The organism is Citrobacter koseri ATCC BAA-895 (assembly GCF_000018045.1).
Classification (GTDB): Bacteria; Pseudomonadota; Gammaproteobacteria; order Enterobacterales; family Enterobacteriaceae; genus Citrobacter_B; species Citrobacter_B koseri.
The window spans coordinates 3,730,039-3,743,073 of the sequence record NC_009792.1 but is presented as its reverse complement, the minus strand read 5'-3'; the positions used below and the strand labels follow the sequence as shown (position 1 = coordinate 3,743,073).

The 13,035-nt window shown below is 55.0% G+C and carries 14 protein-coding genes; 4 read left to right on the top strand and 10 right to left on the bottom strand.

Annotation, left to right across the window (positions count from 1 at the left end; translation table 11 throughout):
- Positions 1-227: 227 nt before the first annotated feature.
- Entirely contained in the window at positions 228-659 is a 432-nt protein-coding gene (locus CKO_RS17190) for a carboxymuconolactone decarboxylase family protein (protein ID WP_024130881.1), read from the bottom strand.
- Between the two features lie 103 nt (positions 660-762).
- Between CKO_RS17190 and pdxR the strand changes: the two genes are divergently transcribed.
- Entirely contained in the window at positions 763-2,115 is a 1,353-nt protein-coding gene (pdxR, locus tag CKO_RS17185) for a MocR-like pyridoxine biosynthesis transcription factor PdxR (protein WP_012134784.1), read from the top strand.
- Between the two features lie 33 nt (positions 2,116-2,148).
- Here pdxR and CKO_RS17180 read toward each other — a convergent pair whose 3' ends face one another.
- Entirely contained in the window at positions 2,149-2,475 is a 327-nt protein-coding gene (locus CKO_RS17180) for an ElaB/YgaM/YqjD family protein (RefSeq protein ID WP_024130880.1), read from the bottom strand.
- Positions 2,476-2,637: 162 nt separating this feature from the next.
- On the opposite strand from CKO_RS17180, the gene CKO_RS17175 reads away from it, so the two are divergent.
- Complete coding sequence (locus CKO_RS17175) at positions 2,638-2,994, top strand: DUF2002 family protein (RefSeq protein ID WP_012134782.1); 357 nt, start codon at positions 2,638-2,640, stop codon at positions 2,992-2,994.
- A 39-nt stretch (positions 2,995-3,033) separates the two neighbouring features.
- On the opposite strand, the gene alaE is transcribed toward CKO_RS17175, so the two are convergent.
- Positions 3,034-3,483 carry an L-alanine exporter AlaE gene (alaE, locus tag CKO_RS17170; RefSeq protein WP_024130879.1) on the bottom strand — a complete coding sequence of 150 codons (450 nt, stop codon included), beginning with the start codon at positions 3,481-3,483 and terminating at the stop codon, positions 3,034-3,036.
- A 508-nt stretch (positions 3,484-3,991) separates the two neighbouring features.
- On the opposite strand from alaE, the gene stpA reads away from it, so the two are divergent.
- Positions 3,992-4,393 carry a DNA-binding protein StpA gene (stpA, locus tag CKO_RS17165; protein ID WP_012134778.1) on the top strand — a complete coding sequence of 134 codons (402 nt, stop codon included), beginning with the start codon at positions 3,992-3,994 and terminating at the stop codon, positions 4,391-4,393.
- Positions 4,394-4,500: 107 nt separating this feature from the next.
- Here stpA and CKO_RS17160 read toward each other — a convergent pair whose 3' ends face one another.
- The gene (locus CKO_RS17160; RefSeq protein WP_012134777.1) at positions 4,501-5,028 is read right to left on the bottom strand and encodes a rhodanese family protein; all 528 of its coding nucleotides are present in this window, start codon (positions 5,026-5,028) and stop codon (positions 4,501-4,503) included.
- Positions 5,029-5,218: 190 nt separating this feature from the next.
- On the opposite strand from CKO_RS17160, the gene lysM reads away from it, so the two are divergent.
- Positions 5,219-5,668, top strand: coding sequence for a peptidoglycan-binding protein LysM (gene lysM, locus CKO_RS17155; RefSeq protein ID WP_012134776.1), 450 nt, complete (start codon positions 5,219-5,221; stop codon positions 5,666-5,668).
- Between the two features lie 6 nt (positions 5,669-5,674).
- On the opposite strand, the gene csiR is transcribed toward lysM, so the two are convergent.
- The 6 genes from csiR to glaH all read right to left on the bottom strand — a co-directional run bounded on the left by csiR (position 5,675) and on the right by glaH (position 13,007).
- Positions 5,675-6,367: a DNA-binding transcriptional regulator CsiR gene (gene csiR, locus CKO_RS17150; protein WP_012134775.1), complete on the bottom strand. Its 693-nt coding sequence runs from the start codon at positions 6,365-6,367 to the stop codon at positions 5,675-5,677.
- A 56-nt stretch (positions 6,368-6,423) separates the two neighbouring features.
- Positions 6,424-7,824, bottom strand: a complete 1,401-nt coding sequence (gabP, locus tag CKO_RS17145; RefSeq protein ID WP_024130878.1) for a GABA permease — start codon at positions 7,822-7,824, stop codon at positions 6,424-6,426.
- A gap of 129 nt (positions 7,825-7,953) precedes the next feature.
- Positions 7,954-9,237 carry a 4-aminobutyrate--2-oxoglutarate transaminase gene (gabT, locus tag CKO_RS17140; RefSeq protein ID WP_012134773.1) on the bottom strand — a complete coding sequence of 428 codons (1,284 nt, stop codon included), beginning with the start codon at positions 9,235-9,237 and terminating at the stop codon, positions 7,954-7,956.
- Positions 9,238-9,261: 24 nt separating this feature from the next.
- The gene (gene gabD / locus CKO_RS17135) at positions 9,262-10,710 is read right to left on the bottom strand and encodes an NADP-dependent succinate-semialdehyde dehydrogenase (RefSeq protein ID WP_012134772.1); all 1,449 of its coding nucleotides are present in this window, start codon (positions 10,708-10,710) and stop codon (positions 9,262-9,264) included.
- A 23-nt stretch (positions 10,711-10,733) separates the two neighbouring features.
- Complete coding sequence (lhgO, locus tag CKO_RS17130) at positions 10,734-12,002, bottom strand: L-2-hydroxyglutarate oxidase (RefSeq protein ID WP_012134771.1); 1,269 nt, start codon at positions 12,000-12,002, stop codon at positions 10,734-10,736.
- A gap of 27 nt (positions 12,003-12,029) precedes the next feature.
- Entirely contained in the window at positions 12,030-13,007 is a 978-nt protein-coding gene (gene glaH / locus CKO_RS17125; RefSeq protein ID WP_012134770.1) for a glutarate dioxygenase GlaH, read from the bottom strand.
- Positions 13,008-13,035: the final 28 nt, after the last annotated feature.

Here is a 13,035-nt window from a genome sequence, read left to right as displayed (position 1 = left end):
GATGATATGCGTCGGGTTGTGTGTGTCTTGATAGAGAGAATACTAGATGTAGATGAATAAAGTTTCAACCACACAAGATATGGGAAATATCGATTAATTTGCTTCTGCTGATTAGCTCAGCGGGAATGGGGGGGTATGGTTAAACGTCGCCCGATGGCGCTTACGCTAATCGGGCCTACGGTGTAGGCCGGATAAGGCGTTTACGCCGCCATCCGGCAATAGCGGGATTACATCCGCATCCCAACGGCCAGTCGGTTGAAGCAGTTCATCAGACTGATAGCAAAAGTCAGATCGCTGATTTCACGGGCGCTGAAACTTTCGAGTAGCGGCAGATACGCGTCATCTTCGGCATGCGTTCTTGCGATATCCGTGACGGATTCCGCCCAGGCCAGCGCCGCACGCTCCTGTTCGCTGAAGTGATGGCTTACCCGCCACCCGGCCAGCGCATCCAGTTTGCTTTGCGCCACGCCGGATTTACGCAGGGCTTTGCTGTGCATCTCCAGACAAAATGCGCAACCGTTGATCTGTGAGATACGCAGATAAATCAGTTCCATCAGCGTGGTGTCCAGCGCGCTGTTTTCCAACGCTTTTTTGGCCTGGCCCAGCGCACTATAGACTTCAGGGCTAAGTTCATAATAGGGCTGACGTAATGTCGTCATCATACTTCTCCTCGTTTAGACGTCAGCAATGTAGCACTATAATGGACTGCTAAAGAGAGCCATATTTTTATGAAAAAAGCAGACCATAAAGGAGCGTTCACCTGTGCCACGCTACCAGCAAATCGCCCGTCAGTTAAAAAACGCCATTGAGCATGGCGAACTCAAGGCCGGGGCGCGTTTGCCGTCCAGCCGGACATGGTCGCAAGAGTTAGGCGTTTCACGCTCGACGGTCGAAAACGCGTACGGCGAGCTGGTGGCGCAAGGCTGGCTGGAGCGGCGCGGGCAGGCCGGTACGTTTGTCAGCGGGCATGTACGTCCAGAAAAAACGGTCGCTACGCCTGCCGTTTTCGCCGGAGAAAGCCAGACGCCCGATCCATTTCAAATGGGATTACCTGCGCTGGATCTTTTCCCGCGTGAGATTTGGGCGCGGGTGATGGGGCGTCGCCTGCGTACGCAGACCCGTTTTGATCTCGCGTTGGGCGACGTCTGCGGCGAAGCGGTTTTGCGCGAAGCCATTGTCGATTATCTGCGGGTGTCGCGCAGTATTGAATGCCTGCCGGAACAGGTGTTTATCACTTCCGGCTATGCCTCCTCAATGACCCTTATCCTGCGCGCGCTGGCGAAACCAGGAGAAGGCATGTGGGTTGAAGATCCCGGGTTTCCCCTTATTCGCCCGGTGATTGCCCAGGAAAATATCGGGCTGATGCCGGTTCCGGTCGATGATCATGGACTGAATGTGGCGGCAGGCATTCACGATTACCCGCAGGCGCGTTTTGTGTTGTTAACGCCGGCCCACCAAAGCCCGCTCGGCGTGGCGCTCTCTTTAACCCGTCGCCGCCAGTTACTTGAATGGGCGGCGAGCGCGCAGGCATGGATTATCGAAGATGATTATGACAGTGAATTTCGTTACCACGGCAAGCCGCTTCCGCCGCTGAAAAGCCTCGATGCGCCGCAGCGGGTGATCTATGCCGGAACGTTCAGCAAGTCGCTGTTTCCGGCGCTGCGTACCGCATGGCTGGTGGTTCCGCTTAATCAGGTGGCGCGTTTTCGTCAACTGGCGGGGCTGATGGCCTGTAGCGTGCCGGTGCTGTGGCAGCAGACGCTGGCGGATTTTATCCGCGATGGTCATTTCTGGCGGCATTTGAAAAAGATGCGCCAGCATTACGCCAGGCGACGGCTTTGGATGGAAGAGGCGCTGCGTGAGCAGGGATTCGCCGTTGTCCCGCAGGAAGGTGGCATTCAGTTGGTTGTTGCAGTGGATGCTGATGACCGGTTGCTGACGGCGAAAGCCAATCAGGCCGGATTAGCGGTGCAGGCATTGAGCCGCTGGCGGCTTAAGTCAGAAGGAAGGGGAGGACTGCTGTTGTCGTTTACCAACATCACTTCAGCGGAAATGGCAAAACAGGTCGCACGTCAGCTTCGGGAAGCCATAACCGACACGCCGTCGGCCGGATAAGACGCTCTGCGTCGCATCCGGCAAGATTCCCCGTTAACGGCGTAAACTTAACAGCGCCCCGACAACGATGCCGACAGCGGCGGCTGTCCCCATGCTGCACCAGGGTTTTTCTCGCACAAAGGTATCCGCGCATCCCACGGCATCACGCGCCGCCTGTTCTACTCGCGTGCGGCCATGCATACGGGCACGGGTTTCTTTCAGCAATGCCTGCGCTTTGCGCCGCGCGGTTTCCGCTTCATCTTTGGCATCGCTTCCCCATGATTTCAGCACGTCTTCAAGGGTATCGGCTAATTGACTGACATCGTTCTGAATATCCTGAACATTTTCATCGGCGTCTTTTCGGCTCGGTCGGTTAAACATATGATCCTCCATTGATTTCGATGTGAACTTCAGTGTAGTCCATATTTTTTATCTTCTGAGGCGCGTCACGGTATATTCGCGTGTTTATGGATTTTTCTGAAAGCGTTGCTAATGCTGGATCGGGTAAGGTAAGCCCGCAGTAAAGGATAACGAGGATAAAATATGTATTTACGACCCGATGAGGTGGCGCGCGTACTTGAAAAAGTGGGTTTTACCGTAGATGTGGTAACACAGAAAGCATACGGTTATCGACGTGGCGAAAATTATGTGTACGTTAATCGTGAAGCGCGTATGGGGCGTACCGCATTAGTGATTCATCCGACGCTAAAAGAACGCAGTTCTTCACTGGCGGAACCTGCTTCGGAAATTAAAACCTGCGATCATTATCATCAGTTCCCGCTTTATTTAGGCGGAGAAATTCACGAACATTACGGCATACCGCACGGCTTTAGTTCACGGATTGCGCTTGAGCGCTATTTGCATGGACTGTTTGGTGAAGCAAAACCAAATTCAAACTAACGAAGCGACTGGCCTTGCCAGTCGCGAAGAAAGCGGGTCTCAGGCTTTAGCCTGGTGGTAGCTGCTGACTTTGAACAGGCGTCGGCAATAATCAAGGAAGTAGCCGTAAACCGCGCCCATCAGCATGGATATCACGATATTCGAACTGACTGCCGCTGTAATCTGGTGCCAGTCTGCGCCGACCGTCAATAAAATCGCGACATAAACCGGAGACTGGAAGGTGACGTAAGCCAGTACATCCGCCAGATTCTTCACCCAACTCGCCGGGCTCGCCTTACGCGCGACGCGCATAATCGCATCACGATACATTCCATAGGGCCACGCGATCAGAATATTGACCGGAATGGCGACCAGACGGGAAGACAGCGACTGTTCAAAGGTCATTCCAGAGAGGAATATCTCGATCAACATGTTCACGACAGAACAATAAACAACCATCGCGAACGTGTCTGCGACTGCATGACGCAAGCGTGACTGCGGTGAGAACATGTTAATGCTCCTTGTAAAAGGGTAAAAATCGCCATTGAACGTGTGGTTGTAGTGATTTAGCATAGTGCTTTCGCTAATGCATAGCGTATATCTCTACATAATAACTAGCAACTAGTGTAAAATTTTTATTTATTGCCTTTTTGTCGATAAAATACTCTGTCAGTGTCTGTTTTTTGTTCGTTTCGGGATTTTCGTTGTCCGCCGTGACTAATGTTTTCCAAATCAATGGCTTAACTTTTATTGTTTTTTTCGGCGTTTTGCGCAAGTGAGGCGGGAGCGAAAGGGCATCGACGGCTGCTGTTGTGTACGCCGGGGAGGGGCCGCTTTTTTAATTTTGCAGGCGTGCGTTATTCAGGCTGAATATATAACGGCGAAGGCGAATAAATATAAGCGGCGGTGTGCAGGCCAGATATTGCTGTATATCCCACTCTCTGGAAATATAATCAATAATCGAATATACTTTCTGGCGTAATACTTGTTTTCCCCTGCGTTAAAAGGTTTTATTGTTATGACTTTGATGTTACAGAATTTAAATAATATCCGTACACTGCGCGCAATGGCCCGCGAATTCTCCATTGACGTTCTTGAAGAAATGCTCGAAAAATTCAGGGTTGTCACTAAAGAAAGACGCGAAGAAGAAGAAGAGCAACAGCGTCTGCGCGCTGAACAGCAAGAGAAAATTAATACCTTTCTGGAGATGATGAAAGCCGACGGCATCAATCCAGAAGACTTATTAAATATGGGGGCGGCAACGCCGCGTTCAGGTAAAAAACGTCAGCCGCGCCCGGCGAAATATCGTTTTACCGATTTTGATGGTGAGACGAAAACATGGACTGGTCAGGGGCGTACGCCTAAGCCGATTGCCCAGGCGCTGGCGGCGGGGAAATCTCTGGATGATTTTCTGATCTAATTTCGCGGTATTTTGCCGGATGAGACGGTGCTTATCCGGCTGATATCAACCAGGTCAGTACAAACCACCCGGCCCGCCGGGGACTGCGGCGATTCTGGCGCTACCGCTTAATGCGTTCGCCGGTTCCAGGGCATCTTTTCGAGCAGTCGCGCCATGCCGCAGAAACCCGTGAATCCCGCCAGCATTAACCCGGCGCCAACAAAGCCGCTGATCAGGAAGAAACCGCTACTGACGGTGTAACCCAGCGCAACGCCCAGTAGAACCAGCCCTCCGGCGGCAATTTGCACCTGACGCATCAGCGGCAGCGGCTGAGACTTATCTTCCGCCACGGGCAGGCCCGCAGCTTTCCAGCCTTCGATTCCCCCCTCCAGCAGCCAGACTTCTGCGGGGGCGGCGACCGCCTGGAGCGCTGCGGCATTGCCGCTGGTACGCCTGCCTGACTGACAGTGAAAGATGACGCGTTCAGCCCGTAACGCCGCCGGAAAAGCGCCGTGCTCAAGCGTGGAGAGCGGCGCCAGCTGCGCGTCGGGAATATGTTCGCGCAGGTATTCATCGGCGTCACGGATATCAATCAGCGTTGCCCCTTGTGCTATCAGCGCCTGTGCTTCGCGCGGGGAAATCGTCCCGGTTGTCATGGTTTCTCCTGGTGGACAATACGGTGTATTTAGCAGCGTAAATCAGCTTCCTGGCAGCGTAAAGGGTGTAAATGAGGAATGTCTTGTTCGCCTTACAGTTTGCGCCAGCAATATGTCATGCCGTTTCCCTGTTAAGCCGCTTCCCTCTGCTACACTCTCTGGGTGTCTATTGTGTACAACCGAGGTAAATATGGGTCTCTTCAATTTTGTGAAAGATGCGGGCGAAAAGCTCTGGGATGCCGTAACCGGAAATCATGATAAAGATGATCTGGCGAAAAAGGTGCAGGAACACTTAAACAAAACCGGTATTCCTGACGCCGATAAAGTCAATGTGCAGGTGACGGACGGTAAAGCGACGGTAACGGGCGACGGTTTAAGTCAGGAAGCGAAAGAAAAAATCCTCATTGCGATCGGGAATATTTCCGGGATCGGCAGTGTGGAAGATCAGGTTAAAACGTCAGCGCCTGCGGCGGAGAGTCAATTTTATACGGTGAAATCAGGCGACACGTTGAGCGCTATTTCAAAACAGGTTTACGGTAATGCCAATCTGTACAACAAAATCTTTGAAGCGAATAAACCGATGCTGAAAAGCCCGGATAAAATATATCCCGGGCAGGTTTTACGTATCCCGGAAGAGTAACCGGACTCAGCTCTGTTCCTGCTGAAGTTTACCGGCCATCGCCTGTTGAATAATCGGAATTGGCGTCAGTAAATGCTGGCGCATTAATTCGCTGGCGCGTGCGGCATCGCGCGCCAGAATAGCCTCCATAAGCGCCCGATGCTGAATATGTTTATCTTCGAGCATTTCAACGGACAGAACCGTTTTGCGCAGCCAGATAAAACGGTAGCGTGCCGCCAGATCGAAAAGTCGCTCGCGCATTTGCAGCAGATAATGTGAGCCGCAACCGGCAACAATGGCCGTATGAAATGCCTGATGGCGCTGATCCCACTCGTCCAGCATACGTTCGCTGGCATCGCTCGATTCCAGTTTGTTGAGCATATGCGCCCTGGCGAGAATATCGGCTTCCCACTCATCGCCGCCACGCGCAATAGCCAGTTGCACCAGCATGGCTTCCATATTGGCGCGGGCATCGAAAATATCGAGCAGTTCCTGCTCCGACATCGACGCCACACGATAGCCTTTCTGGTTCACCACCGTGACCAGCCGTTCCGCCACCAGTTGAGAAAGCGCTTCCCGCAACGGCCCCACGCCTAACTCATAGCGTGATGTTAACAGACTCATGCGCAGCTTCTCATCGGGCTGATAAACGCCGCGAATAATATCGTTTTTGAGCCATCGGTATCCATCTATGGCCGTCGGTTGGGCAGAGGCGGTCATGGTACAACTCCTGAATAGCATTGGGCTGATATCCCGGCGCGCGCCGGGACACAGGTCTAACGCGTATTTTGCAACGGCGTTTTTTGCCACAATACCAGTTTTTTCCAGCGGGACATAATCGGCACGGTACAAATGATCCCCAGTCCTAACAGCCCGGTAGATATCACCTCCAGCTGTTGCGCCGGTCGGAATAGCATCACCACCAGCACAAAGCAGATAAAAGCGATAACCAGCCAGGTCAGCCACGGATAGAGCCACATTTTCAGCTTAATTTCGCTCCCTTCCGCCAGCAGGATTTTCCGCATTCTGAGCTGGGAAACCGCAATCACCAGGTAGACGAGCAGGGCGATCGCGCCGGAGCTGTCGATCAGGAATTTAAACACTTTCGCCGGGGCGTAATAATTTACCACCACCGTGAGAAATGCCGCCCCTGTGGATAACAGCACCGCCACATACGGCGTCCTGCTGCGGTTGAGTTTGCCCATAACGGCGGGCGCATCGCCACGACGGCTGAGGGAGTAGAGCATTCTCGACGCCGTATACAGCGCGGAATTCAGGCAACTGGTGACTGACAATAAAATCACGCAGTCCATGATCGCTTTGGCATAAGGAATATTCAGCAATTCCAGTACCGAACGGTAGGAACCAACGTCTTTGAGTCCCGGCATGTTCCACGGGATGAGCGCGACCACCACGAAAATAGAGCACAGGTAGAAGATTGAAATACGCCAGATCACCGAGTTGGTGGCGCGCACGATATGCTTATCCGGCGTGTCGGACTCGGCGGCGGCAATCGTGACAATCTCTGCGCCCATAAACGAGAACATGGTGATCAGCATCGCGCTCAGTACCGCGCCGAAGCCATTGGGCATAAAGCCGCCGTGATCCCACAGGCGTGAAACGCCGCTCACGTCTGCGTAGGGATAAAAGCCGCTAATTGCCGCCGCGCCCAGCGCGATAAACGCCAGAATGGCAATCACTTTGCACAGCGCCAGCCAGAATTCGAACTCGCCGTAATTTTTGACGCTCAGCAAATTACTGCCGGTTAATGCGATGGTGATCGCCAGAGAGAACAGCCAGATGGGGACGCCCGGTATCCATGAATGCAGGATGATGGCGGCAATATTGGCCTCCAGCGGGATAACCAGCACCCAGAACCACCAGTACAGCCAGCCGATGGTGTAGCCCGCCCAGGGGCCGATGGCTTTATCCGCATAGGTTGAGAAAGAGCCGGTATCCGGCGTGGCGACGGCCATTTCGGCCAGCATTCGCATAATCATAACGACCAGCAACCCGGCAAACAGGTAAGCCAGCAGTACCGCAGGCCCGGCTTGCGCAATCGCGACGCTGGAACCGACAAACAGACTGGCGCCAATGACGCCGGCGATAGACAGCATGGTGACGTGGCGGGATTTCAGTCCGCCACCTAAAGCATGTGATTCTGACAATTGCCCCATCTTCTTACCCCGTTATTGTTATTGAAGCTGTTGGCTGCTCTTGATGCGTAGGCCCGGTAAGCGGAGCGCCACCGGGCATCACAACATTGCCGGATGGCAGCGTAAGCGCCTTATCCGGCCTACAACAACCTAACCTTGCTTCGCCTCATCAAAACACTGAGCGATGATGTCCAGCCCTTGCTGAATTTGCGCTTCTTCGATAGTCAGCGGCACCAGAATGCGCAGCACGTTGTAGTACGGCCCGCAGGAGAGCAGGATCAGCCCTTTATCACGGGCGCGGGCGACGATGTCGGCGGTCAGTTTCGCGTCCGGTTTGCTGCGATCGCCATTTTCAAACAGCTCAATGGCGATCATCGCTCCCGGGCCGCGCACGTCGCCAATCTCGCGGTGCGTTTCAGCAATATTCAGCAGCCCTTTACGCAGGGTTTGCCCCAGGTCTTTGGCTTTTTGCAGCAGGTTTTCCTGCTCGAAAATGTTCAGTACCGCCAGCGCGGCGGCGCAGGCGAGAGGATTACCGGCGTAGGTGCCGCCCAGACCGCCCGGCGGGATGGCGTCCATCACATCGGCGCGACCGGTTACTCCCGCCAGCGGAAAGCCGCCGGCAATCGATTTGGCGAAGGTGGTGAGGTCCGGGGCGACGCCCGTCTGTTCCATCGCGAAAAGCGTACCGGTACGCCCCGCGCCGCTTTGCACTTCATCGGCAATGAGCATGATCCCGTGTTCGTCGCAGAGTGCGCGCAGACGCTGCATAAAAGCGGGCGAGGCCGCATAAAAACCGCCTTCTCCCTGTACCGGTTCAATGATGATGGCGGCAATATCTTCCGGCGCGGCATCGTTTTTAAAGATGCGCTGGATGCTGGCAATCGCATCATCATCACTGATGCCGTGCAGGGCGCAAGGGTAGAGCGCGCGGTAAACGTGGCCTGGCATCAGCCCCATTCCGGCAGAGTAGGGATTGACTTTTCCGGTCAGCGACAGGGTGTAGTGGGTACGGCCATGATAGGCACCGCTAAAAGCGATGGCGCCGCTACGCTTTGTCGCCGCACGGGCGATTTTCACCGCGTTTTCCACCGCTTCGGAACCGGTAGTCACCAGCAGGGTTTTCTTCGCGAAATCGCCTGGCACCTTCTGGTTCATGAGTTCGCACAGCTCCAGATACGGCTCGTAGGCGAGTACCTGAAAACAGGTATGCGACAGCTTTTTCAGTTGTGCTTCGACCGCCGAGACGATCTCCGGGTGCAGGTGCCCGGTATTCAACACCGCAATACCGCCTGCAAAATCGAGATACTCGCGGCCTTCCACATCCCAGACCCGGCAGTTTTCCGCGCGATCGGCAAAAATAGGGTGGATCTGTCCTACGCCGCGAGGGACGGCGTTACTGCGGCGATGCATTAATTCTTTATTGCTGCTCATCAGGTGTTCTCCAGTATTGTTTTTTTAAAGGCCGATGCACATGTATTTGATTTCTAAATAATCTTCGATGCCGTACTTAGAACCTTCGCGGCCAAGACCGGAGGCTTTAATCCCGCCGAATGGCGCGACTTCGTTGGAGATAATGCCGGTGTTGATGCCGACAATGCCGTACTCCAGCGCTTCACCGACGCGAAACACGCGGCTTAAATCGCGGGCGTAGAAATAGGCTGCCAGACCGAACTCGGTATCGTTCGCCTGCGCGATCGCGTCCGCTTCATCTTTAAAGCGGAATAGCGGGGCGAGGGGGCCGAACGTCTCTTCTTTAGCCACTTTCGCGTTATTGGGGACGTCCACCAGGATGGTGGGCTGGAAGAAGTTGCCGCCGAGCGCATGCGCCTTACCGCCGCAGAGCACTTTTGCGCCTTTCTCCAGCGCGTCGGCGATGTGCTCCTGCACTTTGGCTACCGCTTTTTCGTCAATCAGCGGCCCGGTGGTGACGTCTGCTTGCAGGCCGTCGCCGAGATGCAGCTTGCTCACCGCCTGCTGGAGTTTTTCCGCAAAGCGGTCATACACGCCGTCCTGTACATACAGGCGGTTAGCGCAGACGCAGGTCTGCCCGGCGTTGCGAAACTTAGAGGCCAGCGCGCCTTCCACGGCGTTATCCAGATCGGCGTCATCAAAGACGATGAACGGCGCGTTGCCGCCCAGCTCCAGCGACACCTTTTTGATGTCTTTCGCACACTGTTCCATCAGTTGACGGCCAATTTCGGTTGAGCCGGTAAACGACAGTTTGCGCACCAGCGGGTTGCTGGTCAGTTCATTGCCGACCGCTCCCGCAGAACCGGTGATGATGTTAAAGACGCCTGCGGGAACCCCGGCGCGGTTCGCCAGTTCAGCCAGCGCCAGGGCGGAAAACGGCGTCTGGCTGGCGGGTTTCAGAACCATCGTACAACCGGCCGCCAGCGCCGGGCCGGCTTTGCGGGTAATCATCGCCGAGGGGAAATTCCACGGCGTGATGGCGGCGGTAACGCCAATCGGCTGCTTGATAACGATCAGGCGCTTATCGGCCTGGTGGCCTGGAATCGTGTCGCCATAGATACGCTTACCTTCTTCGGCAAACCATTCAATAAAAGAGGCGGCATAGCTGATTTCTCCTTTTGCCTCCGCCAGCGGCTTCCCCTGTTCCAGCGTCATCAGACGGGCGAGATCGTCCTGGTGCTCCATCATCAAATTGAACCAGCGACGCAGAATATTCGCCCGCGCTTTGGCGGTGAGCGCGCGCCAGGCGGGCAGCGCGCGGTTAGCGGCGTCAATGGCTTCACGGGTCTCTTCTGCCCCCATTTTCGGTACGCTGCCTAATGGCTGACCGTTCGCTGGGTTGGTTACGGCGATTGTGTCGCCGCTTCTGGCGTCGCGCCATTGCCCCTCGATAAACGCCTGCTGGCGGAACAAGGTGGGATCGTTAAGTTGCATGATTGCTTCCTGTCTTAAAAGGGTTAACGGGTGAATGCGGCGTTTAATGAGTCCACGCGACGCGCCGCACGTAGCGTGCGTCCGGGATGACTCTGGCTTGCCAGCAGCGTCTGCACTTTGCTGACGATATGCGCCCCGATGGGAATGGCTGATGTGGCCGCCGGAGAGGGCGCATTGCAGGTGTGAATGGATCGTGGCGTGGTGACAAACAGGAAATCGTCGATCAGCTTGCCATCCGGCGACACCGCCTGCGCCCGCACGCCAGCAGGCCACGGCTGCAAATCTTTTAAGGTCAGGCTGGGGCAATATTTTTGCACCAGCCGCAGATAGCCGCTTTTGCACAGTGAGTTCTTCATCTCGCCAAGCCCTGAGCGCAGATTGTTTTGCAGCACGCGGCGGATGCCGGACGAACCGAAAATTTCCAGCGTATCGGATAATGAAAAATCGCCTTTCCGGTAGCCTTCTCGTTTAAAAGCCAGCACGGCGTTAGGCCCGACGGTAACGCTGCCGTCGATCATCCGGGTGAGGTGGACGCCCAAAAACGGCATCGCCGGATCGGGAATGGGGTAGATCAAATGGTTAACGATTTGATTATGCTGCGACGCCAGGCGGAAATATTCGCCACGGAACGGGCAGATGATAAAACCGGGATCGACCCCCAGCATTTTAACCAGCCGGTCGGCCATCAGCCCGGAACAGCTAATCAGGGTTGAGGCTTCGTATATCTGCCCGCCCCGGGTTGTGATCACCACGCCCGCCGCATGTTCCTTCAGCGCGCTGACCTCCGCGTTGTAGACAATCTCACCGCCTTTGGCCTGGAAGATTTTCGCCATCGCCGCCGTCACGTCCCGGTAGCTGACAATTCCGCTGGAGGGGACAAAAATCCCGCCCAGACCAGTGATGTTCGGCTCCCGCTCCCGCAGTTCCGCCGCGCTTAACCACTCGCGTTCCAGGCCGTTTGCCGCCGTGCGATCCCACAGCGCCCGCATCCGCGCCATTTCCAGTTCGGATGTCGCCACCAGCATTTTTCCGCAGGTGTCGTAGCGAATGCCGTTTTGATCGCAAAAGGCTTTGGTGGCGCGATTTCCGGCGAGGCAAAACTGCGCTTTGAGGCTACCGGGAGTGTAGTAGACCCCGGCATGGATCACGCCGCTATTGTGACCCGTCTGATGACAGGCCGGTTCGGACTCTTTTTCCAGCAGGGCGATGCTGGCGTCTGGATACACATCAATAAGCTGCATGGCGGTCGACATGCCGATAATGCCGCCGCCAATAATCACAAAATCATACATCCGCTTAATTCCTTCGTCTGACCGCGCTTATTGATGAGTCTGGTAGCAACGGGTGGAATAAGCGAAATAACCGCGCTGGCGCATCAGTTCACGGCGCAGATCCGGGTGTGGCGTAAAACGATCGCGCCCGTGCAGCCAGAACAGGTTGTTAATCAACAGGAATTTACCGACCGGCACCGGAACAGAGAGGATGTTTTTGCTGGTTTCCAGCGCATCGGAGAGATCGCTGAGCCAGACGCCCTCTTCAAAATCTTTTGGCTGGACGAACTGGTCGATATAGCGCATGACCGGGCGCCCCTGCTGGTCAACGTCAAATACCGGATGATAAACATCGTGGCTGACGTTTTTGCTCGGCGGCGCGGCAAAACGCATGGAGCGACGTGCCAGCGGGTGGCTGAAAAAGCGCTCCAGATGTTCCCAGTCATCAAGGTGTAGCAACAGTGAGTTTCCGCCCGCCATATTTTGTTCGTCGATTTTCATCATCAGCACGTAGTCGGTAACTTCCTCAACGTAGGTGCCGTCGTTATGCAGCTCCATCACGCGGTGCGGTTGTCGCAGGTAGCTGTCTGAATTATCAACGTTCTTCACCACAAAGCGCGCGTAGTACTGGCCGCTCATCGCATCATAATTAGAGCGCCCGATAAGGTGCGCCACCGCCGTCGCCAGCTTGACCATCTCGTCAGCCTGTTCTACGTTGTCGATCCCTTCGGCGTTGATCAGCAGTGCGCCTTCGGCGCGATCCAGCAGCGTTTTAATAAGCAGCGGCTGTAGCTGGTTGCCACATAAGGCGTCGAGGATCTGACCGACCTTAAAACGTAAAAAGGATTTGTATTCCAGCGCCTGTACCGGCCACTGTTCCACCTGCTGCAAAAATTGCGCCGTCGTTTTTGCGCTAAAGGTCAGTTCCAGCAGACGCGGCGACTGTACGGAAGGGGCGAAGGTAAATCCGGCGTCGCTGCGGGTGACACTATCAGCATTTGTTTTTACGGCGGTCAGTGCATTCATCAGAATCGATCCTCTCAGTAAATGGTCA